The 25,187-nt window shown below is 46.5% G+C and carries 28 protein-coding genes; 26 read left to right on the top strand and 2 right to left on the bottom strand.

Going from position 1 to position 25,187, the window contains the following annotated elements:
• The first annotated feature begins 68 nt into the window (after positions 1-68).
• From rplQ to groL, 21 genes are all read left to right on the top strand, one after another.
• Positions 69-434 carry a 50S ribosomal protein L17 gene (gene rplQ, locus AC9UH7_RS03200; RefSeq protein ID WP_509594971.1) on the top strand — a complete coding sequence of 122 codons (366 nt, stop codon included), beginning with the start codon at positions 69-71 and terminating at the stop codon, positions 432-434.
• 26 nt (positions 435-460) lie between these two features.
• Positions 461-1,300 (top strand): tRNA pseudouridine(38-40) synthase TruA, encoded by an 840-nt coding sequence (gene truA, locus AC9UH7_RS03205; protein WP_509594974.1) that lies wholly within the window; start codon positions 461-463, stop codon positions 1,298-1,300.
• A 107-nt stretch (positions 1,301-1,407) separates the two neighbouring features.
• Positions 1,408-1,860, top strand: a complete 453-nt coding sequence (gene rplM / locus AC9UH7_RS03210) for a 50S ribosomal protein L13 (RefSeq protein WP_509594976.1) — start codon at positions 1,408-1,410, stop codon at positions 1,858-1,860.
• A gap of 11 nt (positions 1,861-1,871) precedes the next feature.
• Entirely contained in the window at positions 1,872-2,354 is a 483-nt protein-coding gene (gene rpsI / locus AC9UH7_RS03215; RefSeq protein WP_509594978.1) for a 30S ribosomal protein S9, read from the top strand.
• A gap of 24 nt (positions 2,355-2,378) precedes the next feature.
• Positions 2,379-3,719 carry a phosphoglucosamine mutase gene (gene glmM / locus AC9UH7_RS03220; protein WP_509594980.1) on the top strand — a complete coding sequence of 447 codons (1,341 nt, stop codon included), beginning with the start codon at positions 2,379-2,381 and terminating at the stop codon, positions 3,717-3,719.
• A 3-nt stretch (positions 3,720-3,722) separates the two neighbouring features.
• A complete protein-coding gene (gene glmS / locus AC9UH7_RS03225) occupies positions 3,723-5,561 on the top strand; it encodes a glutamine--fructose-6-phosphate transaminase (isomerizing) (RefSeq protein WP_509594982.1) in 1,839 nt (612 codons plus the stop codon).
• The gene (locus AC9UH7_RS03230) at positions 5,561-6,229 is read left to right on the top strand and encodes a phosphatase PAP2 family protein (protein ID WP_509594985.1); all 669 of its coding nucleotides are present in this window, start codon (positions 5,561-5,563) and stop codon (positions 6,227-6,229) included. Before glmS ends, AC9UH7_RS03230 begins: the two co-directional genes overlap by 1 nt.
• A 9-nt stretch (positions 6,230-6,238) precedes the next feature.
• Positions 6,239-6,583 carry a holo-ACP synthase gene (locus AC9UH7_RS03235; protein ID WP_509594987.1) on the top strand — a complete coding sequence of 115 codons (345 nt, stop codon included), beginning with the start codon at positions 6,239-6,241 and terminating at the stop codon, positions 6,581-6,583.
• Positions 6,580-7,686, top strand: coding sequence for an alanine racemase (gene alr, locus AC9UH7_RS03240; protein ID WP_509594989.1), 1,107 nt, complete (start codon positions 6,580-6,582; stop codon positions 7,684-7,686). The genes AC9UH7_RS03235 and alr overlap by 4 nt, the downstream gene beginning before the upstream one ends.
• Positions 7,676-8,452, top strand: coding sequence for an ABC transporter ATP-binding protein (locus AC9UH7_RS03245; protein ID WP_509594992.1), 777 nt, complete (start codon positions 7,676-7,678; stop codon positions 8,450-8,452). Before alr ends, AC9UH7_RS03245 begins: the two co-directional genes overlap by 11 nt.
• The gene (locus tag AC9UH7_RS03250) at positions 8,442-9,152 is read left to right on the top strand and encodes an ABC transporter ATP-binding protein (protein ID WP_509594995.1); all 711 of its coding nucleotides are present in this window, start codon (positions 8,442-8,444) and stop codon (positions 9,150-9,152) included. The genes AC9UH7_RS03245 and AC9UH7_RS03250 overlap by 11 nt, the downstream gene beginning before the upstream one ends.
• A 2-nt stretch (positions 9,153-9,154) precedes the next feature.
• Positions 9,155-10,060, top strand: a complete 906-nt coding sequence (locus AC9UH7_RS03255; protein WP_509594998.1) for a branched-chain amino acid ABC transporter permease — start codon at positions 9,155-9,157, stop codon at positions 10,058-10,060.
• Positions 10,061-10,109: 49 nt separating this feature from the next.
• The gene (locus AC9UH7_RS03260; protein WP_509595001.1) at positions 10,110-11,159 is read left to right on the top strand and encodes a branched-chain amino acid ABC transporter permease; all 1,050 of its coding nucleotides are present in this window, start codon (positions 10,110-10,112) and stop codon (positions 11,157-11,159) included.
• A gap of 49 nt (positions 11,160-11,208) precedes the next feature.
• Positions 11,209-12,498 (top strand): ABC transporter substrate-binding protein, encoded by a 1,290-nt coding sequence (locus AC9UH7_RS03265; protein ID WP_509595004.1) that lies wholly within the window; start codon positions 11,209-11,211, stop codon positions 12,496-12,498.
• Positions 12,498-14,129 (top strand): alpha/beta fold hydrolase, encoded by a 1,632-nt coding sequence (locus tag AC9UH7_RS03270; protein ID WP_509595006.1) that lies wholly within the window; start codon positions 12,498-12,500, stop codon positions 14,127-14,129. Before AC9UH7_RS03265 ends, AC9UH7_RS03270 begins: the two co-directional genes overlap by 1 nt.
• Before the next feature lie 80 nt (positions 14,130-14,209).
• Positions 14,210-14,644, top strand: a complete 435-nt coding sequence (gene tsaE / locus AC9UH7_RS03275; RefSeq protein WP_509595009.1) for a tRNA (adenosine(37)-N6)-threonylcarbamoyltransferase complex ATPase subunit type 1 TsaE — start codon at positions 14,210-14,212, stop codon at positions 14,642-14,644.
• Complete coding sequence (gene tsaB, locus AC9UH7_RS03280) at positions 14,641-15,177, top strand: tRNA (adenosine(37)-N6)-threonylcarbamoyltransferase complex dimerization subunit type 1 TsaB (RefSeq protein WP_509595012.1); 537 nt, start codon at positions 14,641-14,643, stop codon at positions 15,175-15,177. Before tsaE ends, tsaB begins: the two co-directional genes overlap by 4 nt.
• Positions 15,174-15,620 carry a ribosomal protein S18-alanine N-acetyltransferase gene (gene rimI, locus AC9UH7_RS03285; protein WP_509595013.1) on the top strand — a complete coding sequence of 149 codons (447 nt, stop codon included), beginning with the start codon at positions 15,174-15,176 and terminating at the stop codon, positions 15,618-15,620. Before tsaB ends, rimI begins: the two co-directional genes overlap by 4 nt.
• Positions 15,617-16,648 carry a tRNA (adenosine(37)-N6)-threonylcarbamoyltransferase complex transferase subunit TsaD gene (gene tsaD, locus AC9UH7_RS03290; RefSeq protein WP_509595015.1) on the top strand — a complete coding sequence of 344 codons (1,032 nt, stop codon included), beginning with the start codon at positions 15,617-15,619 and terminating at the stop codon, positions 16,646-16,648. Before rimI ends, tsaD begins: the two co-directional genes overlap by 4 nt.
• Positions 16,649-16,760: 112 nt before the next feature.
• Positions 16,761-17,048: a co-chaperone GroES gene (groES, locus tag AC9UH7_RS03295; protein WP_509595017.1), complete on the top strand. Its 288-nt coding sequence runs from the start codon at positions 16,761-16,763 to the stop codon at positions 17,046-17,048.
• Positions 17,049-18,689 (top strand): chaperonin GroEL, encoded by a 1,641-nt coding sequence (gene groL / locus AC9UH7_RS03300; RefSeq protein WP_509595019.1) that lies wholly within the window; start codon positions 17,049-17,051, stop codon positions 18,687-18,689.
• A gap of 57 nt (positions 18,690-18,746) precedes the next feature.
• Here groL and AC9UH7_RS03305 read toward each other — a convergent pair whose 3' ends face one another.
• A complete protein-coding gene (locus AC9UH7_RS03305; protein WP_509595022.1) occupies positions 18,747-19,049 on the bottom strand; it encodes a WhiB family transcriptional regulator in 303 nt (100 codons plus the stop codon).
• Positions 19,050-19,159: 110 nt separating this feature from the next.
• Between AC9UH7_RS03305 and AC9UH7_RS03310 the strand changes: the two genes are divergently transcribed.
• From AC9UH7_RS03310 to AC9UH7_RS03330, 5 genes are read left to right on the top strand one after another with little or no spacing between them, the layout of a single operon-like run.
• Complete coding sequence (locus AC9UH7_RS03310; protein WP_509595024.1) at positions 19,160-20,038, top strand: MerR family transcriptional regulator; 879 nt, start codon at positions 19,160-19,162, stop codon at positions 20,036-20,038.
• A 40-nt stretch (positions 20,039-20,078) separates the two neighbouring features.
• The gene (gene guaB, locus AC9UH7_RS03315) at positions 20,079-21,197 is read left to right on the top strand and encodes an IMP dehydrogenase (protein WP_509595027.1); all 1,119 of its coding nucleotides are present in this window, start codon (positions 20,079-20,081) and stop codon (positions 21,195-21,197) included.
• Positions 21,194-22,306: a GuaB3 family IMP dehydrogenase-related protein gene (locus AC9UH7_RS03320; RefSeq protein WP_509595030.1), complete on the top strand. Its 1,113-nt coding sequence runs from the start codon at positions 21,194-21,196 to the stop codon at positions 22,304-22,306. Before guaB ends, AC9UH7_RS03320 begins: the two co-directional genes overlap by 4 nt.
• Complete coding sequence (guaA, locus tag AC9UH7_RS03325; protein ID WP_509595033.1) at positions 22,299-23,849, top strand: glutamine-hydrolyzing GMP synthase; 1,551 nt, start codon at positions 22,299-22,301, stop codon at positions 23,847-23,849. Before AC9UH7_RS03320 ends, guaA begins: the two co-directional genes overlap by 8 nt.
• Before the next feature lie 39 nt (positions 23,850-23,888).
• Positions 23,889-24,587, top strand: coding sequence for a peptidylprolyl isomerase (locus AC9UH7_RS03330; RefSeq protein WP_509595036.1), 699 nt, complete (start codon positions 23,889-23,891; stop codon positions 24,585-24,587).
• Here the strand turns inward: AC9UH7_RS03330 and AC9UH7_RS03335 are convergent.
• Positions 24,580-25,187, bottom strand: a 608-nt coding sequence (locus AC9UH7_RS03335) for a PIG-L deacetylase family protein (RefSeq protein ID WP_509595039.1), incomplete at its 5' end; no start/stop codon positions are given. The genes AC9UH7_RS03330 and AC9UH7_RS03335 overlap by 8 nt on opposite strands.

A 25,187-nucleotide genomic window follows, 5' to 3' on the forward strand; every position in this document is an offset into this window, starting at 1 on the left:
CATCAGAACTACAACGCATCAGTCGACGATGATTTCGTCGATGCAGAGCAGGCCTAGGAGAATCGATAATGCCAACACCAAGTAAAGGTCCTCGTCTGGGTTCAGGCCCATCACATGAGCGACTACTCCTACGCACACTTGCAGAGCAGTTGTTCGAGCACGGCAAGATCACTACAACAGAGGCAAAGGCTAAGCGCCTGCGTCCATTAGCGGAAAAGTTGATTACTTTCGCTAAGAAGGGTGATCTACCTGCACGTCGTCAGGTCATGGCTCAGATTCAGAATAAGAGCGTTGTACACACTCTTTTCACTGAAATTGGTCCACGCTTTGCAACACGTGAAGGCGGATACACACGTATTACTAAGGTCGGTCCTCGCAAGGGTGACAACGCACCTATGGCAGTAATTGAATTACTAACTGAGAAAGATAAGTAAAACTTTCTTTCTAAGAAATAATTATCATGACGGAACCCACTCTCTATCCTGAGAGTGGGTTTCTTCGTTTGCGCCTTGATCTTGCCTACGATGGCACAAACTTTTCTGGCTGGGGCAAGCAACCAGATCGCAGATCGGTTCAAGAAGAGGTAGAAAAAGCGATAGCAAAGATTTCGCAAAGCAAGGTAGACAGCATTGTTGCTGGTCGTACAGATGCGGGTGTTCACGCTACCGGTCAGGTTATTCATGTTGATCTTCCTGAAAGCATTCAACTCGAAGAGCTTGGCTATAAGTTAAATCGAATTTTAGATACCGATGTTCGGGTCATGGATGTCTCCGTAGCCCCACCTGCATTCCATGCTCGCTTTTCTGCACTTCGCCGTCACTACACATATAAGATTTTGGATGCGAATCAAGTTATTTCTCCGCTACACCGGTTTGATGTTGCCTCCTGGTATCGCCCCTTAGACATAGAAGCAATGAATTCAGCGAGCGCACTATTGCTGGGAGATCACGATTTTGCGGCGTACTGCAAATTCCGCGAAGGTGCTACAACTATTCGCCAACTTCAAAAGTTTGAATGGCTCCGAGATTCTGAGGGGTATTTAGTTGGCGATGTTGTGGCAGATGCCTTTTGCTATTCGATGGTGCGCAATTTAGTGGGGGCTGTGGTCTGTGTTGCAGATGGACGCTTTGGTCCGGAATGGATTGCGCAGACTTTGGCCAACAAGGTTCGAATCTCAGATAGTTTGGTCTTTCCAGCCTGTGGCCTGACCCTTCGCCAGGTGGATTACCCTTCAGATGCTGAGCTTTTAGACCGGGCCGCACAAACAGTGGCGCGTCGTGAAGCCCCAGATCAGGAGTAGGGGCGTATAAGCGCCATTTTGACCCCTGAGCCTGACGCGGGTACCCTTACTCCTCTGCGCCTGACAAAGGCGCCGTCATTAATCTCTACAAGAAGGTAGGCAATAGCGTGCGTACATACAGTCCAAAAGCTGGTGATGCAGTCCGTAACTGGCACATCATCGATGCACAAGATGTGGTCTTGGGCCGTCTTGCAACACATGCTGCCGTTCTACTTCGCGGAAAGCACAAGCCAACATTTGCACCACACATGGACATGGGTGACTTCGTTGTAGTTATCAATGCAGAAAAGATTGCATTGTCAGGAAACAAGTCAACCCAGAAGTGGTCTCACCATCACTCAGGTTTCCCAGGTGGTTTAACTTCTACTGTGTACGGAGAGCTTCTAGAAAAGCACCCAACACGCGCAGTTGAAAAGGCAATCAAGGGAATGCTTCCAAAGAATTCACTCGGTCGCCAGATCGCATCAAAGCTAAAGGTGTATGCAGGTCCAGAACACCCACATGCTGCACAAGCACCAAAGCCATATGTATTCACTCAAGTTTCACAAATCGTGAAGTAAAGGAACAGTAAATGTCAGAGAATTTTGATTTGATCGACAACGAAGAAGCTCCTACTTCATACTCTTCATCAACACCTGCACCAGCAACTAACCGTCCTGCAATCAAGGCCCCAGGTGCTGGCACAGGTCGCCGTAAAGAAGCAGTTGCACGTGTTCGCCTAGTTCCGGGAACAGGTCGTTGGGTTGTTAACGGTAAGACTCTAGAAAATTATTTCCCAAACAAAGTTCACCAGCAGTTAGTTTCTGAACCATTCCGCACAGTTGGTGCTGAAAACCAGTACGACGTTTTCGCACGTATCAACGGTGGTGGAGTTTCAGGTCAAGCTGGTGCACTTCGTTTAGGTGTTGCTCGTTCACTCAATCAAATTGATGAAGAAGCAAACCGTCCAGCACTCAAGAAGGCTGGATTCCTTTCACGTGATGCACGTGTTATTGAGCGCAAGAAGTACGGCCTTAAGAAGGCACGTAAGCGTTCTCAATACTCAAAGCGTTAATTCACTTTTACAAAAGGAGCTCCAGTGGCGCTATTTGGCACCGATGGAATCCGTGGCTTAGCCAATCGTGATCTCACCGCAGAACTTGCTTTAGATGTTTCTGTTGCTGCCGCACATATATTGGTAGAAAGCTCATCAAATAAGGATCATCAGCCCACTGCAATTGTTGGCCAGGATTCACGGGCCTCTGGTGAGTTCTTAGAAGCAGCAGTGGTTGCAGGTTTAACAAGTGCTGGAATCAATGTGTATCGAGTTGGCGTGTTGCCAACGCCTGCGATTGCTCACTTAGTTGCTGAATCAAAGGCAGACCTAGGCGTAATGATTTCGGCATCTCATAACCCAATGCCCGATAACGGAATTAAGTTATTTGCTCGTGGTGGCGGCAAGTTAGATGATGCGATCGAAGCGCGCATCGAAGCCCGCATGGGTGAAGACTGGGAGCGCCCAACTGGTCGAAATGTTGGCCGTGCAATCAATGATGACACAGCGGCAGAGCGTTACCTCACGCATTTGCTAGCTTCAGTTCAAACACCACTTAAAGGATTAAAAATTGTTGTTGATTGCGCAAATGGTGCATCTTCTTTTGTTGCACCTGAGGCGTATCGACGCGCAGGTGCTGAAGTAGTTGCGATCTTTAATGAGCCAGATGGCTGGAATATTAATGATGATTGTGGCTCTACACATTTGCACCAATTGCGAGCTGCAGTTATTCGGGAAGGTGCAGATGTTGGTATTGCCCATGATGGAGATGCAGATCGTTGTTTAGCAATTGATGCTCTTGGTAATGAAATTGATGGCGATCATATTCTGACAATTTTGGCTCGTGGATTTAAGGCACGTGGCGTATTAAAGGCTGACACCGTTGTTGGCACCGTCATGAGCAACTTAGGTTTCATGCATGCCATGAAAGATGCAGGTATCTCTGTAGTCACAACTCCAGTTGGAGATCGTTATGTATTAGAGAACATGATTGCAAATGATTACTCATTAGGTGGCGAGCAATCTGGCCATGTGATCATGCGCGATCTTGCAAATACTGGTGATGGAATTCTTACCGCTCTTCAACTCTTGCAAGAAGTTGTTCGCACAGGAAAGACCTTGCAGGAATTAGCCGCAACTATGGTTCGGTTCCCTCAAGTGTTGATTAACGTTAAAGATGTTGCGAAAGATAAGTTGCCACAATCTGCAGTTATTGGGACAGCAGTGAAGTCGGCCGAAGAGCGCTTAGGCGATTCTGGCCGAGTTTTATTGCGAGCATCTGGCACCGAAGCCCTGGTAAGAGTCATGGTTGAAGCCTCCAGTGATAGCCTTGCGCAAGAAGTTGCACAGCAGCTTGCAGATGTAGTTAAAGACGAACTGGGGTAAAAAATGTGCGGAATTGTGGGATATACAGGTCCACAATCTGCTTCGCACCCTCTCATTGAGGGTCTGCGTCGCCTTGAGTACCGTGGTTATGACTCTGCCGGTATTGCATTAGGTACACCAGACAAACTTTTTATTGAAAAGAAGGCTGGCAAGCTTTCAAACCTTGAAAACGCTCTTGATGCATCTTTACCAAATGTTCATTCCGGAATTGGCCACACCCGTTGGGCCACACACGGCGGACCAACAGATAGAAATGCACATCCTCACGTTGATAATGAGGGCAAGCTTGCAGTTATCCATAATGGAATTATTGAAAACTACACTGAACTACGCAAACAACTTGAAGCAAAGGGTCACAAGTTTTCCTCTGAAACTGATACCGAATCGGTTGCTCACTTACTAAGTGATCTACGTAAAGAGCACAATGGAGATTTAACTGCTGCAATGCGAGATGCAGTTAAGGCACTTCGTGGCTCATTCACATTATTGGCAATTCATGCAGATCAACCAGATGTGGTTGTGGGTGTGCGCCGTAACTCGCCCCTTGTTGTCGGGCTGGGTGATGGTGAAAATTTCATGGCATCTGATGTTGCAGCTTTTATTGAATATACGAAGAAAGCAATTGAGTTAGGTCAAGATGAGATTGTGACAATGACACCAACGAGTGTTGTCATCACAGATATCGAAGGAAAGATAGTCACACCTAAGGAATATGAGATCTCATGGGATGCAAGCGCAGCCCAAAAGGGTGGCTTTGCCCACTTCATGTTAAAGGAAATCTTTGAGCAGCCTAAGGCTGTTGCTGATACTTTGATTGGCCGTTTAAGTGATAACAATCAGATTGTGCTTGATGAATTACACATGAGCCATGATGAGATTAGATCATTGAAAAAAATCACAGTTATTGCATGTGGAACCGCCTATCACGCAGGGATGATTGCAAAGTATGCAATTGAAAAGTGGGCAAAGATTCCCGTTGATGTAGAGATAGCAAGTGAATTTAGATATCGCGATCCAATTATTGATCCAAGCACTTTGATTATTGCAATTTCACAATCTGGTGAAACGATGGACACTTTGATGGCGGTGCGCCATGCAAAAGCTGCCGGCGGACGTGTTTTAGCAATTTGTAATACAAACAGTTCTACAATTCCACGCGAATCAGATGCGGTCTTGTATACACATGCCGGCCCTGAAATTGCAGTGGCATCTACCAAAGCATTGTTAACTCAAATCATTGCGGTCTATTTAATTGGGCTGCACTTGGGCCAAGTTAATGGTTCCTTGAAAGATAATGAAGTGCGGGATCTTTATAAGGAACTACTTGAGTTGCCTGGAAAGATCGAACAGATTCTAGAAACTGTAGAGCCACTTCGTGAATTGACCAGAACTTTTGCACAGAACAACACTGTCTTGTTCCTGGGCAGAAATATTGGATATCCAGTAGCACTAGAGGGTGCATTGAAATTAAAAGAGCTCGCCTATATTCATGCAGAGGGCTTTGCCGGGGGAGAGTTAAAGCACGGGCCGATTGCACTTATTGATCAAGGAACCCCGGTTATTGCAATATTGCCTGCGGGCCATGAGCATGCTTTGGATGAAAAAATGTTGAGTAATATTCAAGAGGTTAAAGCCCGCGGTGCTCGCGTAATTGTTATCGCAGAAGAAGGTGCACATGTTGAAGGGGCAGAACATGTTATTCGCATTCCTGTAGCGCCAGCTTTGTTCCAGCCAGTGTTAGCAACGGTTCCACTGCAAGTGTTTGCATATGAAATGGCGGTAGTTCGCGGTAATGATGTTGATCAGCCGCGAAATCTGGCTAAATCTGTAACGGTGGAATAATGACAAACGTGGTACAAAATCGCCGCAGGCAAATGGATCGCGCCTTACGATGGGCCTTTTTGTTGTTTGCTGGATTCATATTTGTAACACATCAGGTTTATACCTATGGGCCACTTGTTAGTTATGACAAGGAAATAAATAGTCAACCAAAGCCTCAATTTGAGGGTTTGGCTGGATTTATCTTGAGGCGCTTAGATGACTTAGGTCTTCGAGGGTTAACTGCAACAGTATTGCTAATTTCAGCCGCCTTTATTGCATATAAATTCAAAACATGGCGCCCACTCAACCTTGCCCTTCTCTCTCTACTGTCATTGAATTTGATTGTTGGGTCGGTGAAGATTTTGTTGGGCCGCACCAAGCCACGAGATGGATTTGATTTACTGCACGCTGGAGGCATGTCATACCCAAGTGGTCATGCAACTAACGCAGTTTTATCCTGGGGGATATTGGCCTATTTGATCTATCGATATGCAAAAGTTGATCGGTATCAAGGCCGTTTAGCAAGTGCAGGAGTTGCCCTAATCAGCTTGACTGTTTGTGTTGTTTCTTTAATCCGTCACACACATTGGTTTACTGATCTATTGGGTGGTCTTTTTGTTGGTAGTGCATTATTGGTAACGATTATTGCAATAGATCGCTATGTTCCCTCAAAAAGCCAGTTGCACTAGACTGCTCTAATGATTGATGGGATCGGAATTGATGTTGTGGACATTGATCGGTTTAAAGCATCTCTAGAGCGCACACCGGGGTTGTTAGAAAAACTTTTCACACCCGCAGAGCGCACGAAGCCACTTAACTCACTTGCAGCACGATTTGCCGCTAAAGAAGCACTTGCAAAAGCACTTAATGCAGGCAAAGGCTTGTCCTGGCATGAGGCAGAGGTTGTTAATTTGGAGAGCGGTAAGCCAGTGTTTTTGTTTAGAGGCGAGATAGCCGATCTCATTGACGGTGCAGAGGTACATCTCTCGCTTTCGCATGATGCCGGCATTGCATCTGCCATGGTGATTGTGGAGCGAGCATGAATCGCGCTGAAGTTCGGATTGATCTTGCTCGAATCACAGAAAATGTAAAGCACCTCAAAAATCTTTCGGGTACCAATGTCATGGCCGTTGTAAAGGCAGATGCCTATGGTCATGGTTTAGTCGAAGTAGCACGAGCGGCAATTGATGGTGGTGCTTCTGCGCTCGGAGTTGCACTACTTGAAGAAGCGATCACTTTGCGCAAAGCAGGAATTACTTCACCGATTTTGGCATGGTTGGTGCCGCCAGGATCTGACTTCAAATCAGCCGTTGATAACGACATTGATTTAGCTGCTTCTTCAATTATTGCATTAGAGCAAATTGGATCAGTTACATCTAAGAATCGTCCTCGGATTCATTTAGAAGTTGATACCGGTATGACACGAGGTGGATTTCTGAGTGAGTGGGGCAAGCTAGATGCCCATCATGTTGCCAATATAGACATTGTTGGAATTTTCTCGCACTTTGCACGAGCCGACGAGCCAGGTCAAGAACAGAATAATCAGCAACGTGAACGATTTAAAGAGATGGTTGCCACTCTAGAATCTTTTGGGTACACAAATATTGTTCGGCACCTATCCAACTCTGCTGCAACGCTTAAGGATCATCAATCGCGCTTCGATATGGTGAGAGCCGGGATTGCAATCTATGGATTAACCCCTGACCTGGAAAACCTTGGAACTTCCGAATCACTGGGACTCAAACCAGCAATGCAGCTTCGGGCGAAGTTACATCTGGTGAAGCAGGTTCCTGCAGGTGCTGCTGTCGGTTACGGCGCAACGACTCACACGACAAGTGAAACTAAACTTGGCATTGTCGCAATGGGTTATGCCGATGGGATACCGCGCATTGCTAAGAATGTGGGAGTTTTTGTTGATGGCAAAAGAGCTCCTGTCATAGGTCGTATATCTATGGACCAGTTTGTTGTTGATTTAGGGGCTGATTCGAGAGCCAATTCTGGGGATTGGGTGATTGTTTTCGGTGATGGGTCTAAGGGTGAGTACACAGCAGATGACTGGGGTGCTGCATCGTTATCAATTAATTATGAAATAGTCACACGAATTGGGCCTCGAGTGCCTAGAATCTACGCACATCATGTCTACTAACAATGCAGCGTTGCGTGCCGAGAGAGTAAATGTCTCCTTCGGCGGACTTCGCGCTCTCAATGATGTCTATTTGGAAATAGGTAAGAATGAGGTTGTTGGATTAATTGGTCCTAATGGTGCGGGAAAGACAACTTTATTTAATGCACTGTGCGGGTTGGTGACACCAGATTCAGGTGATTTTTCTTTACACGGAAACAAACGTGATTTTCCAAAACCCTTTGAACTTGTTGATTTAGGAATTGCACGAACTCTTCAAGGTGTTGGCTTGTTTGGAGATCTAACGGTTTTGGAAAATGTGATGGTTGGCGCACAGCATTTATCAAAGTCAGGTTTGATTTCTGCAGCCTTTGGTAGAAATCGAAAAGATGAAGCCAAGATTCGCGACAAAGCTCGCGTTGCCTTAGAGCGAGTCTTTGCAGGTGGCATTGCTCATCGGCGTGCAGACACCTTGTCTTATCCAGACACAAAACGTGTTGCGATTGCACGTGCTCTAGTTAGTGAACCGACGATATTGATGCTTGATGAACCAGCTGGCGGTTTGGGATCTCAAGATATTGAGTGGATGAACTCTCTCATTAAGAATTTGAGTGCGGACATGTCAGTGTTGCTAGTTGAGCACCACATGGATGTTGTGATGTCTGTGTGTAGCAAACTTTACGTTCTTAACTTTGGAGAAGTTATTGCAAGTGGCGACGCCGAAAAAGTGCGACGCGATCCTGCCGTGATGGCTGCTTATCTAGGTACGGATAGCAATCATGTCGCTTAATGTCTCGAATCTAACTGTGCACCATGGGGCCATCTGTGCCGTTAATCAAGTCTCACTAGCAGTTCCTACCGGAGGTCTGGCAGCAATCATTGGATCTAATGGTGCTGGAAAGACAACTTTGCTGCGAGCATTATCAGGATTGAATAAGCCGACCTCTGGTGTGGTCAATTGGAATGGACAAACAATCACGGCAGAGAGACCTGAAAAGTTAGTTCGCTTGGGGATTTCACATGTGTCAGAAGGAAAATCCGTAATTCCAGAATTAACAGTGAGAGAAAATCTTGAGCTTGGTGCTATCTGGCGCAAAGATGGCAGAGAAATGAAAGAGTCATTGGCGCAAGTAGTTGACATCTTTCCTCGTTTGGGTGAGCGCATCTCTCAAAGATCAGACTCTTTGTCTGGTGGAGAACGTCAGATGCTTGCGATCGGTAGAGCGATTATGTCCAAGCCAAAACTTCTTTTATTAGATGAACCATCACTAGGTTTAGCCCCACTTGTTGTTGAGCAGATATTTCAAACAATTAGAGATTTGACGACCCAAATGAGATTGACCGTTGTTCTGGTTGAACAAAACGCTATGGGTGCGCTCAAAATTGCAGACCTGGGAATTGTGTTGAACTTAGGAAAAGTTGTTGCCGTAGATCACGCACAAGCGTTGATTCAAGACCCTGCAGTCCGCGCTGCATATTTGGGATACTAATCATGCAACTACTAAATACTCTTCTAATTGGAATTACTGCTGGATCAATCTATTCATTAATGGCAATTGCTTTTGTTTTGGTGTGGCGCAGTACTCGAGTAGTTAATTTTGCCCAAGCAGGAATGGCGCTTTTATCAACCTACTTTGGTTATGAAGCTGTCTCACGATTAGGCTCATTTTGGATCGCCCTTCCAGTTGCCATGATTGGCGGCGCATTATTTGCAGCTCTAGTTGAATTAATTCTGATGAGATTGTTAGTCAAGCACGCATCCTCTGGGCCTATTGCAGGAGTGGCACCAATTATTGCAACCCTCGGATTACTGGGAGTGATTAAATCTGTTGTGACAATGATTTGGGGCGGACAGGATTTGAGAATTGTCGCGCCAATTTCTAATAATGGATTTACGGTTAATGGCGAAACTTTGGTTTTCTCACCATTAAAGCTCTTGGTTCTAGTTGTCGTTGTAGTTCTACTCATCATGCTTTCTATTCTTTTCCAAAAAACAAACCTTGGCTTGGCACTTCGTGCATCGGCTCATGCACCTGAAATAGCGCGCCTTTCAGGCGTTAGAGTCGATGCTGTTCGCACTCTTGGATGGGCATTAGCAGGCGCAGCTGGAGCAGTTGCCGGACTTTTCCAAACAGTTAATGGAAATGGAAACTTTTCACCAGATTCAATTGAGTTCTCTTTGCTTCTGGTCTCTGGCTTCATTGCTGCAGTAATCGGTGGATTGGATAGTTTGCTGGGTGCTGTTCTGGGTGGTTTATTCCTTGGGATCTCAATCTCTTTTGTACTGATGTACATCAGCAGTGGACTCTTCTTCATCGCGCCATTTGTAATTTTGCTCATTGTTTTGTTTGTGCGGCCACAGGGAATTATTGGAGTAAAGGCGGGGCGTCGTGCATAAAAGTAAAAAACAAAGTACCCATCTTCCACTCTTTATTCTGATCGGTGTAGTGCTTTTTATCCTTAGTAACTTCATTGAGGAGCTTCGCGTTAGCCAGGGAACAACAATCGCTGTTTATGTGATTGCAATATCTTCAATCATCTTGCTTACGGGTTATTCAGGTCAGGTCTCACTAGGCCACGGGGCATTGATGGCGATCGGTGCATATGCAGCTGCGGTGCTTCGTCTTGAATTTAATCTTCCAATTATTTTGTGTTTTGTTGCAGCAGTTTTAGCTGCCTCTATAGGAGGCCTGCTATTGGGCATGGCAGCAGCACGGCTCTCTGGTCCATATCTTGCTGGCACAACACTGGCACTTGCTATCGGACTTCCTTCTCTTGCAAATCAGTTTCCAATTCTTGGAGGAGAACAAGGTCGTGAGTTTAAAGTTGGACCACCTGATTTTGAACCAGAAGTTGTTGCCGCAACAGGGCCGCTAACGATTTCTGGCAACCTGCTTTCAATTTTGGATAAGTTGCAAACGACCCTTTCAACAGGGGCATGGCCAGGTGCATCACCTATGTCCACGTATAAGTGGTGGTTTTGGATCGCAGCCCTTGCTGCATTGATTTCTATGTGGAGCGTTAGAAACATTCTGAACTCTGCCTATGGTCGATCATGGAGAGCGGGCCGAGGCAATGAGGTCGCGGCTCAATTGGCGGGGATAAACACAGCCCGCTCTAAGGTCCTAGCCTTCACAATCAGCGCTGGAATCGCAGGCTTAGCCGGAGCGCTGCTTGCCATGTCTATTGGCACCGTTTCCCCGAGCGCATTCCCGCTTGCCCTCTCATTTTCTCTGCTGACAGGCGCGGTTCTCGCTGGCATAACTACCCTCGGAGGGGTCATTATTGGGTCAGTGATTTTGGTAGCCATCCCAGAAATCGCCGATGTGGTCGCACACCGCCTCGGTAGTTCTGAGAGTGTTACTACAAATCTGCCAGGTTTAATTGTTAGTGGGTTGTTGATTTTGACAGTTCTGTTTGTTCCAAACGGTCCTGTTGAACAACATCGCGCTCGCAAAGCAAAACATGAAGCAGCACATAGCGGTACAAAGAAGTAAAGAAGTAAAAGCAGTAACTCTCGTAATAACCCTCGATGGAAGGAAACACATGAAAGCACTACAACGCCGTACGTTGCTAGCAGCAACAGCGGTACTAGCCACAGTTGGTTTAGCTGCAACAGCTATTCCTGCTCAAGCGGCTGAAGTTGGCGTCACTTCAACCCAAATCAAACTGGGAATGACATTGCCGCTTACAGGTACTGCATCACTTGGATACAACAAGATTCCGGGTGCAGCAAAGGCGTACTTCGATTACCTCAACGCAAATGGTGGAATCAATGGCCGCAAGATCAATCTTGTTGTTAAAGATGACCGATATGTTCCAACTGAAGCAGTTGCAAAGACCAACGAACTTATCCTTAAGGACAAGGTCATGGCACTTCTTGCACCTCTTGGAACTGCAAATGTAAAGGCAGTTGCATCATCTGTTAATCCAGCCCGTCGTGGAGTTCCAGTGTTGTTTGTGAACACAGGATTTAGTGGATTTGCAGATACCAAGAAGTACCCAACTACCTACACAGTTTTGCCTTCATACATTATGGAAGCAAAGATCATGGGTCAGTACATTAAAGAAAAATTTGCTGGTAAGAAGATTGGTCTTCTATATCAGGATGATGACTTCGGGTCAGATGCTCTTGCAGGATTCAAGACAGCCGGAGTTAACTTCGCTGTAAGAGTCCCATACGCATCAGGTTCACAAAGTGCTGCAGCTGCTGCAGGATGGATTACAAAGTTCAAGGCTGCAGAAGCTGACGTTGTAATTCTCTTCGGTGTATCAAGTGCAACATCTGCAATGCTGGGTACAGCTGCTCAATTGGGCTATAAGCCACAGTGGATGCTTGGTTCAGTTGGTGGAGATGCAACAACAATTAAGTTGACAGGTGTGCCAGCAGGCGTCTTGAGAGGCGCAATTGGATTCTCACCAGTTCCAGCTACTACAGATATGAATGATGAGTACGTAAAGTTCTTCTCAGATATCTATGCAAAGGCAGTTCCTGGTTCAGCATTTGATCTGAACGTATTGCTAGGAATGAACTCAGCATTCATGGCTGCGCAAGCACTCAAGGCTGCAGGTCCAAACCCAACACGTAAATCATTGATGGCTGCTATCGATAGCAAGGGTGCAACATTTGCAAACTCTGCATTAGTTCCACTTGGTTACTCAAAGACAAGCCACGTTGGCCTAACCGGATACTGGGTTGGTGAGTACTCAATAACAGGAGATCTCGAACCAATCAACAAGACATACGTCACATACACAACTGATTCAGGAGCTGGTGCTGTTGTTAAGTCAACATACAAGCGTCCTGCAATGCCAGCGAAGGGATTACCTAACTAATGAAAAAAGTAAGATTACTTTCGCTAATTTCAGTAACAGCACTTATAACAACAGTTCTAGTCACTGCACCATCTGTTGCTAATGCAACACCTGCGTGTGATGGTAAGAGCCCGATCCAAACTTGTGTTGGTGTTACATCAGACGGTGCACCATATGCAATGCAGGTTCCAGCAAACTTCAACGGAACTGTTGCTTTGTACTCACATGGATACCGCTACAACGTAGACATTCCTGCGGGGATTCCTCTGATTGGTGGATACAAGATCACTAATACTCCAGAGCCAGTTCCTGGTGGAAACGCTGAAGTTGCTAAGTACTTCTTTAGCCAAGGTATTGCAATCGTTGGTTCAGGTTTTGCTCGTCAAGGGTGGAATCCAGATTCAGCGATCAAGACAAACGTTGAGCTAATCGGCACATTCAAGAAGCAGTTCCCAAAGACAACCAAAGTTATTGCATGGGGATCATCTCTTGGTGGCGTTATCACTCAAGGCCTCGCAGAAAAGCACCCTGAACTAGTTTCAGCTGTTGCTCCAATGTGTATGGCTGACAACATTTCACCTCAGTTAACTATGGCTGGTGACTTCCTATGGGGAATCAAAGTTCTCTTTGATCCAACCATCAAGGGCGGAAACTATTCACCAGGTGCTGCAGGTGTTGCAGAGTCATACGGTGATCTAGTTAAAGTCTTCACCGTTATGGGCAAGTTGCAAGCAGCTCTTGCAACTGGTGCATGGCCAGATACATCATCTGCAACTGGAAAGTCTCTAGCTGCAGCTGGTGTTCCATCACGAAGTGCATTATTGCTACTTGGTTTGATGGCTGGAATTCCAACTCAATCAGCACACTTTGACTCTGTTTCAGGTCCAGAAGGTCCGTTGAAGCTAACGTTCCCATTGGCACTGAGCCCAGCACTTGCAATCCTTGAAAATGGAACAAATGCTGCAGCACTTGCTGTTCTTGCAACACAAGATGTTGAAAATCAAGTGGGCGGAGCAATCTTTGATAATACAAAGACTGATTACGCAGCACGTATTGATGGAGAGCGCGTTATTTTCAACGCAGCACTTTCTGGTAACACAGTGATTGACGCTCTCTTGGGCGCACTTTCTTCTGCTAACCCAGGTGCACCTCGTGCTAAGGCAGATCCAGCAGCAGTTGCAAAGATGAATGCACTACACACCAACACAGGAAAGATCAATGTTCCTACAGTGTTAATGGTTGGTATGGCAGATCCAATTACACCTGCAGGTGCTTCACAGCGCTTAGTTGATCTATATGCCGAGCAGTACGCAGCTGAAAAGGCTGCTGCTATGAAGGCTTACCAGACAACTCGTGATTACAAGACTCCTACTAACAAACTTTTGATGCTCTGGAATACACCTCCAGCAAGCTACACAAAGTTTAATGAGGCGTCATCACCGATCACATCAACTCCGGCAGCACAAGGTACAAACCACTGTAACTTCACTACAGCACAATTGTTGTTGGTGGCGAAGTCATTGGTAACAGCCTCTAGCACCGGAAAGCTTCCTTCAGGGGGAGCTCTCTACACAGGAGTGCGTAAAGCCGGCAACCTTTCAATTGATAAGGGAATCCGTGCACCATGGTTGAAGTCTTACGGCGACAACTAATACATCGCTCTCAATAATTCGAGGGTAGTAAAAAGCAGGGCCAGGTTATCCTGGCCCTGCTTTTACTTTATCCTTACATAATGATCACCGCTGCTACCGCCGATGAGATGCACCAGTTGGGCGTTCGGCTCTCTGCTCATCTTCGAGCTGGTGATCTTGTACTTGTTAATGGCCCACTTGGCGCGGGCAAAACTGTTCTGGCTCAAGGAGTTGGCGCTGGCCTAGGAATTACAGGCATCACCTCGCCAACCTTTGTTATTTCAAGGGTCCACAAAGCACTTGTGCCTTTTATTCATGTTGATGCATATCGCTTGATTGATTCAGATAATCCCAATCTATATCTAGATGATTTGGATTTGGATATTGCTGGGTCAATTACATTCATTGAATGGGGTGGGACTGAATCTGCGCGACTTAGCCAGGATCGTTTAGAGATCACAATTGATCGAAGCGCAGAAGAAAGAGAAATTGAAATCAAGCCAGTAGGCCCTCGGTGGGCAGGGTTTTCATTGTGAAGACAGTTCTAGCAATTGATACCTCCACCTCACGCACTTCTGTTGCAGTCATTCAAGGTGACAGTGTTTTGTTCAGTGGGCATCGTGATGGAGCAACTGCTCATGGGCCATCCCTGCCTGCGCTAGTTCAAGAAGCGTTAACTGTAAGTGAGGTAGATGAGGTTGTAGTTGGAATGGGTCCAGGTCCATTTACTGGGCTTCGAGTTGGAATCGCCTTTGCGCAAAGTTTTGCATTAGCTCGCCAAGTTCCAGTGCGTGGAGTGTGTTCCTTAGATGCCATCGCTGCACAAATTGAAGAAAAGGATTTCATAATTACTGTTGATGCACGTCGCAAAGAGGTTTATTGGGCTCGCTACACAGATGGGATTCGAATTGGCGAACCGGCAGTTAGTTTTCCAGCCGATGTGTCTGGTGCACCAATTCATGGCGATCTATTTCCAGATATGCAAGCACTAGTTAAATTGACCGGGAACATTGTCGAACCAATTTATTTGCGCAGACCAGATGCTGTGGCAACGGTGGATCGTCCATGATTACTTATCGCGAGGCAAACGCCTTTGATCTTGCGGTTTTTGTCTCACTCGATAAAGAGTTATTTCCATACTCACCATGGTCTGCATCCCAATACAAAGAAGAGTTTTCCAGCCCTACTCGCCACTTCGTTGTTGCACTTGATGAAGAACAAATGATTGTTGGCTATGCAGGCGTATTTGCAGCTGGCGGTGTAGCGGCAGACATTTTGACTGTGGGTGTTGTGCCTGAGCATCGCGGGAAAGGTATTGCTAAGGCACTTATGGCTCAAATTACCGATTGGGCTATATCTGAAGGCTCAACGGCGATGATGCTTGAAGTTAAGACTGACAACCTTGAGGCTATTGGCCTTTATGAAGCCTTGGGGTATTCCAAGCTAAATGTTCGCAAGGATTACTTTGGTAGCGGCCTTGATGCGCAAGTCATGCGATTGGAGCTTTCATGAGTGAGCCAATTGTTTTAGGTATTGAAACATCGTGTGATGAGACTGCCGTTGGAATTGTGCGTGGCCGCACATTGTTAGCAAATGTGATTGCATCTAGCGTGGAAGAGCATGCACGTTTTGGGGGAGTAGTTCCTGAAATTGCAAGCCGAGCACACTTAGAAGCGATTATTCCAACTTTGCACCAAGCACTCAAAGACTCGAATATTTCTTTGAAGGACATAGATGCAGTTGCAGTTACTGGTGGACCAGGATTAGTTGGCGCTTTACTTGTTGGTGTTGGTTCTGCAGCTGGTGTTGCACTTGGTCTGAATAAACCCATTTATGCAGTCAACCATTTAGCCGCCCACGTAAGTGTTGACGCGTTGACACATAGCAACCCACTTGATCCAACAATTGCATTACTAGTAAGTGGTGGACACTCATCTTTGTTGCAAGTTGATGACATCACAGGATCGATCACGAAACTTGGTGAAACGATGGATGATGCTGCAGGAGAAGCATTCGACAAAATTGCGCGTGTTATGAAATTAGGATTTCCTGGTGGTCCTGCCATCGACAACTTGGCAAAGGGTGGAAGTGCGAGCGCAATTGATTTTCCTCGTGGATTGACTACATCTAATGATTGGCAAACCCGACCATTTGATTTTTCTTTTTCAGGATTGAAAACTGCTGTGGCCAGATATTTAGAGGCAACGCCCAACTACGCCAAGGCTGATGTGGCTGCCTCTTTCCAAGAAGCGATCGTTGATGTTTTACTTCTCAAAGCGATTGCCGCCTGCAAGCAATCAGGAATTAACTCACTTGTGATTGCAGGTGGGGTTGCGGCTAATTCAAGGCTTCGCGCTGTGGCCCAAGACCGGTGCGAAAAGGCGGGGATCCAGCTAAGAGTTCCGAGCCCAGGGCTATGCACCGATAATGGGGCGATGGTTGCTGCCCTTGGTTCACTCATGGTGACTGGAGGCCGCAAACCCAGCCCAGTGGCCTTTGACGCTGATTCCAGCCTGCCTGTTACGACTGTGAGCCTGTAAGGCTCAATTTGCTGTGTGAGTGGGGCACGCCTAGAGTTTGCGTTAGCACTCACGGCCCGAGTCTGCTAATTCGCGGTCGCACGAGGACATCAACATAGAAGGAGTCAACCCAATGGCAATTAAGCCACTAGAAGATCGCATTGTTATCAAGACAAACGAGGCTGAGACAACAACAGCATCAGGTCTTGTTATTCCAGATACAGCAAAAGAGAAGCCACAGGAAGGCACTGTTATTGCAGTAGGCCCAGGTCGCTTTGATGATGGCGTGCGCGTTCCAATGGATGTCAAAGTTGGCGATGTAGTTCTCTACAGCAAGTACGGCGGAACTGAAATCAAGCACGGTGGAGAAGATCTACTTGTTCTTTCAGCTCGCGACATTCTCGCTGTAATCGAGAAGTAAATGGGAAAAAGTCTTCAATTTGATGAGCAAGCACGCCGTGCCATGGAGCGCGGTGTCAACATTCTTGCTGACACAGTAAAGGTAACTCTGGGACCTAAGGGTCGCAATGTTGTTATTGGCAAATCTTTTGGCGCACCAATCATTACAAATGATGGTGTAACAATTGCAAAAGAAATTGAACTCTCAGATCCTGCCGAAAACATGGGTGCTCAGTTAGTTAAAGAAGTTGCGACAAAGACAAATGATGTCGCAGGTGACGGAACTACAACAGCAACTGTTCTAGCTCAAGCAATGGTGAAAGAAGGACTACGTAACCTTGCAGCTGGAGCGCAGCCAATGGATATCAAGATCGGTATTGAAGCAGCCGTAGCAGCGGTTTCAGAGAAATTGCGCTCGCAGGCAACTCCAGTTAATGGAAAGCCACAGATTGCAGATGTCGCAACTATCTCTGCTCAGGACCGTGCAATTGGTGAACTGATTGCTGAAGCAATGGACCGTGTTGGAAAAGATGGAGTTATTACAGTTGAAGAAGCATCAACAACTGGACTTGATCTTGAATTCACTGAAGGAATGCAGTTCGACAAGGGCTACATTTCTCCATACTTCGTCACTAATCAGGATCGCATGGAAGCAATTCTGGAGGACGCTTACGTATTGATCTCAGGCAACAAGATTTCAGCGCTGTCAGATCTTCTGCCATTGCTTGAAAAGGTTGCTCAGGCTTCAAAGCCGCTCTTGATCATCGCTGAAGATATTGAAGGCGAAGCACTTTCAACGCTAGTCGTGAACCGTATGCGTGGCGTATTCGCCTCAGCTGCTGTTAAGGCCCCTGGCTTTGGAGATCGCCGCAAGGCAACTCTGCAGGACATCGCGATTCTCACAGGTGGTCAGGTAATTTCTTCAGAACTAGGAATGAAACTTGAAAGCGTAACTCTTGAGGAACTCGGTAAGGCCCGTCGAATTGTTGTGACAAAGGATGCGACAACCATTGTTGATGGAGCAGGCGATAAGGCAGCAGTTGCTGCTCGTGTTTCTGAACTTCGTAAAGAAATTGAAAACACTGACTCTTCTTGGGACAAGGAAAAGTTGCAAGAGCGTCTAGCAAAGCTTGCCGGTGGCGTGTGTGTCATTAAGGTTGGCGCACATACTGAAGTTGAACTCAATGAAAAGAAGCACCGTCTTGAGGATGCAATCTCTGCAACTCGCGCCGCTGTTGAAGAAGGAATCGTTGTTGGCGGAGGCGCAGCACTTGTGCATGCAGCAGATGCTCTTGAAGGCGATCTTGGATTCACAGGCGATAAGGCGGTCGGAGTTCGTTTAGTTCGCAAAGCATGTGATGAGCCACTTCGTTGGATTGCAGAAAATGCAGGACTTGAAGGCTACGTAGTAGTTGCAAAGGTTCGCGCAATGAAGCACAACGAAGGTTTTAACGCTGCCACAGATGTGTATGGCGATCTAGCCGCAGATGGTGTTATCGATCCAGTGAAGGTAACTCGTTCAGCACTAGCAAACGCTGCATCTATTGCTGCAATGTTTATTACAACTGAAGCGGTTGTTTATGACAAGCCAGCAGAACAAGCTGCAGCTGATGCTGCAGGTGGACACGGACATTCACATGGTCCAGGTGGACACTCTCACTAATTAGGAAAGAAAGAAGCCCCGCAGAGAAATCTGCGGGGCTTTTCCCTTTATTGAAATTTAAGAAGCGTGTGAAATGTCTGGGTTGATATCTTTTCCGATGATGGCGAGGCGATCATCTTCTGATAGGCCTCCCCAAATTCCGTAAGGCTCTTGCACTGCAAGTGCGTGTGCCCGGCATGCTGCAATCACTGGACAGGATGCGCAGATAGCTTTCGCTGTGTTCTCGCGATTTCGACGACGGGGACCACGTTCACCATCTGGATGAAAAAACATCTCAGAAGGCAGCTCGCGGCATGAACCTTGGTACTGCCACTCCCATTCATCAGCAACGGGGCGGGGTAAGCGTGAAATTTCGGCCATGGCAGCACTCTACAACCGCGCCATAGGTTGTTCAAGTATTTTCGGGTCAAAAGTTGTTCAAGTGGCGTTTTCGGGTGGTGAGTTGGGCCACTTCACGCCACGATTGAGCCATGGACCAGGAGCTTTTGACCGTAGCCGCGGTTGCTCGCCGCATAGGCGTGGCACCTGCCACCCTTCGGACCTGGGATCGGCGATATGGGCTGGGACCCTCAGCCCACGAGGCGGGTGAGCATCGACGCTATCACCCAAATGATTTAGCAAAACTGATTCTTATGCGTCGTTTGATAACAAGCGGTGTTGCACCCTCTGATGCTGCAGTTAAGGCCAAGGCCCATAGAGGAAAGTTATCGGTTGAGGATTTAGTCGATGAGTTTGAGATTCGTGAAGAAGTTGTTGATGCACTACATCGAGCGGCAAAGTCACTAGACAAGAGTTTTGTAGAAACGGTCCTTCGCAAAGATATTGCAGACAAGGGCGTTATTGCATCGTGGACTGAAGTCATTGTCCCGCTTTTGTTTTTAGTTGGAGATGAATGGGCCGCAACTGGTACCGGTATTGAAGTAGAACACATGCTTTCAGAGGTGATTAAGAGATTGCTACGTGAAGGCGTTGTGGAGATCAAGGATCCTGTTAATGCTCAGCCGGTGTTGCTAGCTTCAGTTGGCGAAGAAGCCCATTGCTTGGCAATACATGCGCTAGCTGCTGCTTTGGCTGAAAAGAAAATTGAAACCTTTTTCTTAGGTGCGAGAACTCCACTTGAAGCAATTTCAGGAATGGTTAAACGATCAGCTCCGCCTGCAGTATTTCTCTGGGCTCAACTGGAACAAAACTCTGACCCGAAGTTTTTCAAAGAGCTCCCGGTTGTTCGCCCCGCACCACGAGTGATCGTGGGAGGACCAGGCTGGGATGAAAAAGCCTGCTCTGATGTTGTAGTTGCGCAGGATTTAACCCATGCCTGTGCTGAAATCGAGCGTGCTGTAGGCCTCTAAAGCCCCGATAGACTTTGGCCTTCAATCGATAGGGGGCCCAATGAGCGATTCAGACAAGGTCGCAATGCTTGGCCTGACCTACGACGATGTTCTTTTGCTTCCAGATGCTTCAGATGTAGTCCCTTCTGAAGTCAGCACAACCACTCAATTAACTCGCAACATTTCTATTGCAGTTCCTTTGATTTCTTCTGCCATGGACACAGTTACAGAATCTGAAATGGCTATCGCCATGGCCAAAGCTGGCGGAATTGGAATCATTCACCGTAACCTTCCAATTGATGCGCAAGTAACCCATGTGAAATTAGTGAAGAACGTTGGACTTGCAGGAGCTGCTGTTGGCGTTGGCGATGATGGATTTGCACGCGCACAAGCATTGATTGAAGCGGGCGTTGATGTTGTAGTTGTTGATACCGCCCACGGTCACCACCGCGCAGTCTTGGATTCGATTGCTCGCATTAAGAAGTTTTCACCAACCACAGAAGTTATTGGTGGCAATGTTGCAACGCGCGCAGGTGCCCAAGCATTAATCAATGCTGGCGCAGATGCAGTAAAAGTTGGTGTTGGTCCAGGATCTATTTGCACAACACGTGTTGTTGCCGGTGTGGGAGTTCCACAAGTGACTGCAATTCTTGAAGCATCAAAGGCTTGTAACAAAGCAGGTATTCCATTGATCGCTGATGGTGGGTTGCAGTACTCGGGAGATATTGTTAAAGCATTAGTTGCTGGCGCTAACTCTGTAATGCTCGGTTCTCTACTTGCCGGATGTGAAGAATCACCTGGCGAACTAATTGAGATTAACGGAATTAAGTACAAGGCATATCGCGGGATGGGCTCACTTGGCGCGATGCAATCACGCGGAGAACAAAAGTCTTATTCGAAAGATCGCTATATGCAGGATGATGTTTTGTCTGAAGACAAACTAGTTCCTGAAGGAATTGAAGGCAAGGTTGCTTTTCGTGGATCTGTAGCTGAAGTTGTCCACCAATTAGTAGGTGGTTTGCGATCAGGTATGGGGTATGCAGGTGCACCAGATATCGAAACTTTGCGTCGCGAGGGTCGATTGATTCAAATTACAGCGGCAGGATTACAGGAAAGCCATCCGCATGATGTGGCACATGTTGCCGATGCTCCCAATTACCAGAAGAAGGGCCGCTCATGAATAACATCGAAATCGCACCTGGAAAGCGTGCTCGCACCGCCTACTCCTTTGATGACATAGCAATTGTGCCAAGTCGCCGCACACGTGATCCTGAAAATGTTTCAACCACCTGGCAAATCGATGCCTATAAATTTGAACTTCCAATGATGGCAGCGCCTATGGATTCTGTTGTTTCCCCAGAGACAGCTATTGAAATAGGAAAGCTGGGCGGACTTGGAGTCCTAAACCTTGAAGGATTGTGGACCCGATATGAGGATCCACGTATTCCACTAGGTGAAATTGCATCAATGCCAGACAAGCATGCAACTAGGCGCATGCAAGAGATTTATAGCGCTCCGATTCGCCCAGAGTTGATGAAGGAACGTATTCAACAAATTCGCGATTCTGGCGTAACTGTTGCAGCTTCACTGTCACCTGCTCGCACTGCTGAATTTCATAAGGCCGTCATTGCAGCTGGCGTGGACATCTTCGTTATTCGCGGAACAACTGTTTCTGCAGAGCATGTTGCCCCCGAAGGTGAAGCACTTAACCTGAAGAAGTTTATTTATGAGCTAGATGTGCCTGTAATCGTTGGAGGAGTAGCGACATCAACTGCTGCGCTTCACTTAATGCGTGCAGGTGCTGCAGGTGTTTTAGTTGGATTTGGTGGCGGAGCAACTCACACAACACGCAAGGTATTAGGTGTTGAGGTGCCTATGGCTTCTGCAGTTGCTGAAGTTGCATCTGCCCGCCGTGAGTATCTTGATGAATCAGGTGGACGTTACGTTCATGTGATTGCAGATGGCGCAGTTGGTCGCAGCGGTGACATTGCAAAGGCGATTGCATGCGGTGCTGACGCAGTCATGATGGGTTCACCACTAGCAAAAGCAATCGCAGCGCCAGGCCTTGGTTGGCATTGGGGATCTGAAGCTCATCACCCAGTTCTTCCTCGTGGAGAGCGCGTCAATGTTGGAACTATTGGAACTCTCGAAGAAATCTTGCTGGGACCATCTCACACATCAGATGGATCAATGAACTTGTTCGGTGCACTACGCCGTGCGATGGCAACCTGTGGTTATTCAGATGTTAAGGAATTCCAGCGCGTAGAGGTTCTTATTCATCGTGGCTGAAACGCGTGGAGTTCTAGTTGTTGATTTTGGTGCTCAATACGCGCAGTTAATAGCTCGTAGAGTTCGGGAAGCAAAAGTTTTCTCCGAAATTGTTCCTTCTTCAATAACCGCTTCCGAAGTTAAAGCAAAAAAACCAACTGCAATTGTTTTATCTGGTGGACCATCAAGTGTTTACGCAGATAATGCACCTAGAGTCGATCCAACTATTTTTTCATTAGGGATTCCAGTTTTTGGTATTTGTTATGGTTTTCAAGCAATGGCTGCAGCACTAGGTGGCGTTGTAAGCCAGACAGGTAATTCAGAATTTGGCCGAACAGAAACAACTGTCCAGCCGACTTCTAAGCTCTTTACGGGAATGCCAGCTCAGCAAAAAGTTTGGATGTCACACGGTGATGCAGTGACTGCAGCACCTGCTGGATTTACTGTGTGTGCCGTAACCGAAGATACGCCTATTGCTGCTTTTGAAGATGCAACAGGACAATTAGCAGGAGTCCAATTTCATCCAGAGGTTTTACATACCGAACATGGTCAAGAAATATTGCGCAATTGGCTAGTCAATATTGCCAATTGTGAACCAACCTGGACTACATCTAATATTGCAGAAACTGAGATAGCAAAAGCTCAACAGATTATTGGTGACAAGCGAGTTATTTGCGGACTGTCTGGTGGAGTTGATTCAGCGGTAGCGGCGGCAATAATTCAAAAAGCAGTTGGAAATCAACTGACATGCGTTTTTGTTGATCATGGTTTACTACGCAAAGGTGAAGCAGAACAAGTTGAACGTGACTTCGTAGCATCAACTGGAGTTCAGCTAGTAGTAGTTGATGCAAAAGATCAATTCCTTAATGCTCTCAAGGATGTAGTTGATCCTGAAGAGAAGCGCAAGATAATTGGCCGTGAATTCATTAGATCTTTTGAAGCAGCAGCGCGAGATATTGCAGCTGGGGGAGATGTTGAGTTTCTAGTCCAAGGCACTTTGTATCCAGATGTTGTTGAATCAGGTGGCGGTACAGGCACAGCAAACATTAAGTCCCATCACAATGTTGGGGGACTGCCAGATGATTTGCAGTTCACCTTAGTTGAACCACTACGCACACTGTTTAAAGATGAGGTTCGACAAGTTGGATTGGAGCTAGGACTTCCCGAAGAAATAGTTTGGCGTCAGCCGTTCCCTGGTCCAGGTCTTGGTATTCGCATTATTGGTTCGGTAACCAAAGAGCGTTTAGATATATTGCGCGAAGCCGATGCGATTGCGCGGGCTGAATTAAAGTTAGCTGGGCTAGATCGTGAGATTTGGCAGTGTCCTGTTGTGCTTTTGGCTGATGTTCGAAGCGTGGGCGTCCAAGGCGATGGCCGAACTTATGGACATCCGATTGTTCTGCGCCCAGTTTCCTCTGAGGATGCCATGACCGCAGATTGGTCCCGTGTGCCCTATGAAGTGCTTGAGAAGATTTCTACCCGCATCACCAATGAGGTCCGAGAGGTTAACCGCGTGGTCTTGGATGTAACTAGCAAGCCACCTGCCACCATTGAATGGGAATAATTTAAGGGTTTTCACAGGTTTACAATTTATGATGAGCCCATGAAAAGAAAAAGGGCAATCTCTGGGGTCATTACCCTTTCCCTTTCTCTGCTTACTGCAACAGTGTTTATTCAACCGGCACAGGCAGATGATGCACCAAAAACTTCTTTAGAGTTTTGTAAGACAGCAAAATCAGTTCCTCATAATCCGATGAAAATGTCTAATCAGAAAAATACTTCTTTTAAATTACCATCAACAATGACAATTGTTACTAACTGTGGAAATATCGAGATTGCATTAGCAACTCAACTTGCACCTGTGACAATTTCAAAACTCACCATTCTTGCTCGAAATAAGTTTTTTGATAATTCACTCTGTCATCGTCTAACGACTTCAGGAATCTATGTTTTGCAATGCGGAGATCCTTCAGCGGGTAAAGGAATTAATCCGGTTGGATGGAAAGAGTTCCAAGATGAAAACCTTCCAGCTGCAACGGAATTTAATTATCCTGCCGGCACAGTTGCTATGGCTAACAGAGGGCCAAGAACAAATGCAACCCAGTTCTTTCTAGTCTATAAAGACAGTACTTTGCCACCGAATTACACAGTGTGGGGACAGATTAAGTCTGGATTAGATATTGTCGTACAAATCGGAAATATTGGTGCGTATCAAATTAATCGCAAGGACAAAAAACCATATTACGTTGGTGATGGCATTCCTATTCAGCCTATAGAAATCAAAAAAGTAATTACTAATTAGTATTTACAATTTTAAAAGCTTCAGCAATTCGACCTTCTGGTAACCCACCAATTCCAGCGTTACGTTGTCCCCACTCACGAACCATGTTTTCTAACTCTTTGTTGTGTGCTGTTTGAGATGCGTGGGCGTGTAACGCTGCCATCTTCAAATCAAAAGTATCGGTGATATCAACCCAGTGGTCAGGTTGGGCAAAACCTGATACCCAGACTTCTTTGACGCGCCATGGCTCAAGGCCTTCTTTTTCAAGTAGGTCAGTAAATGCAAATGGATTACGTGCATCCGGATAAACAGCCTGAATTGTTGCCTCTCCTGCAGCTAGATGATCAGGATGGCTTGCACCGATACGGTCCCAATTACGCTCTGGGCTTTGGCACACAATGCGATCTGGTTTAGAGATTCGAATTTGACGAACGATATCTTTGCGCAATTCGATAGTTGGAACTAAGTGTCCATCAACATAATTCAAGAAAGTAATATCTGTGACACCGATTGCAGCACCAGCTGCCCGTTGTTCACGTTGTCGAATTGCTGGCATCTCTTCTTTCGTAAAGCCTGACTCTTCTCCACCTTGATCGCCGTTAGTACAAAACACGTAAGCAA

This window comes from Candidatus Planktophila sp., from assembly GCF_044348745.1.
GTDB lineage: Bacteria > Actinomycetota > Actinomycetes > Nanopelagicales > Nanopelagicaceae > Planktophila.

Bases quoted from the DNA above. Each gene is read 5' to 3' on its own strand.
- rplQ (WP_509594971.1), top strand. From the start codon at position 69: ATGCCAACACCAAGTAAAGGTCCTCGTCTGGGTTCAGGCCCATCACAT.
- truA (WP_509594974.1), top strand. From the start codon at position 461: ATGACGGAACCCACTCTCTATCCTGAGAGTGGGTTTCTTCGTTTGCGC.
- rpsI (WP_509594978.1), top strand. From the start codon at position 1,872: ATGTCAGAGAATTTTGATTTGATCGACAACGAAGAAGCTCCTACTTCA.
- glmS (WP_509594982.1), top strand. From the start codon at position 3,723: ATGTGCGGAATTGTGGGATATACAGGTCCACAATCTGCTTCGCACCCT.
- AC9UH7_RS03230 (WP_509594985.1), top strand. From the start codon at position 5,561: ATGACAAACGTGGTACAAAATCGCCGCAGGCAAATGGATCGCGCCTTA.
- AC9UH7_RS03235 (WP_509594987.1), top strand. From the start codon at position 6,239: ATGATTGATGGGATCGGAATTGATGTTGTGGACATTGATCGGTTTAAA.
- alr (WP_509594989.1), top strand. From the start codon at position 6,580: ATGAATCGCGCTGAAGTTCGGATTGATCTTGCTCGAATCACAGAAAAT.
- AC9UH7_RS03245 (WP_509594992.1), top strand. From the start codon at position 7,676: ATGTCTACTAACAATGCAGCGTTGCGTGCCGAGAGAGTAAATGTCTCC.
- AC9UH7_RS03250 (WP_509594995.1), top strand. From the start codon at position 8,442: ATGTCGCTTAATGTCTCGAATCTAACTGTGCACCATGGGGCCATCTGT.
- AC9UH7_RS03255 (WP_509594998.1), top strand. From the start codon at position 9,155: ATGCAACTACTAAATACTCTTCTAATTGGAATTACTGCTGGATCAATC.
- AC9UH7_RS03265 (WP_509595004.1), top strand. From the start codon at position 11,209: ATGAAAGCACTACAACGCCGTACGTTGCTAGCAGCAACAGCGGTACTA.
- AC9UH7_RS03270 (WP_509595006.1), top strand. From the start codon at position 12,498: ATGAAAAAAGTAAGATTACTTTCGCTAATTTCAGTAACAGCACTTATA.
- tsaE (WP_509595009.1), top strand. From the start codon at position 14,210: ATGATCACCGCTGCTACCGCCGATGAGATGCACCAGTTGGGCGTTCGG.
- rimI (WP_509595013.1), top strand. From the start codon at position 15,174: ATGATTACTTATCGCGAGGCAAACGCCTTTGATCTTGCGGTTTTTGTC.
- tsaD (WP_509595015.1), top strand. From the start codon at position 15,617: ATGAGTGAGCCAATTGTTTTAGGTATTGAAACATCGTGTGATGAGACT.
- groES (WP_509595017.1), top strand. From the start codon at position 16,761: ATGGCAATTAAGCCACTAGAAGATCGCATTGTTATCAAGACAAACGAG.
- groL (WP_509595019.1), top strand. From the start codon at position 17,049: ATGGGAAAAAGTCTTCAATTTGATGAGCAAGCACGCCGTGCCATGGAG.
- AC9UH7_RS03305 (WP_509595022.1), bottom strand. From the start codon at position 19,049: ATGGCCGAAATTTCACGCTTACCCCGCCCCGTTGCTGATGAATGGGAG.
- AC9UH7_RS03310 (WP_509595024.1), top strand. From the start codon at position 19,160: ATGGACCAGGAGCTTTTGACCGTAGCCGCGGTTGCTCGCCGCATAGGC.
- guaB (WP_509595027.1), top strand. From the start codon at position 20,079: ATGAGCGATTCAGACAAGGTCGCAATGCTTGGCCTGACCTACGACGAT.
- AC9UH7_RS03320 (WP_509595030.1), top strand. From the start codon at position 21,194: ATGAATAACATCGAAATCGCACCTGGAAAGCGTGCTCGCACCGCCTAC.
- AC9UH7_RS03330 (WP_509595036.1), top strand. From the start codon at position 23,889: ATGAAAAGAAAAAGGGCAATCTCTGGGGTCATTACCCTTTCCCTTTCT.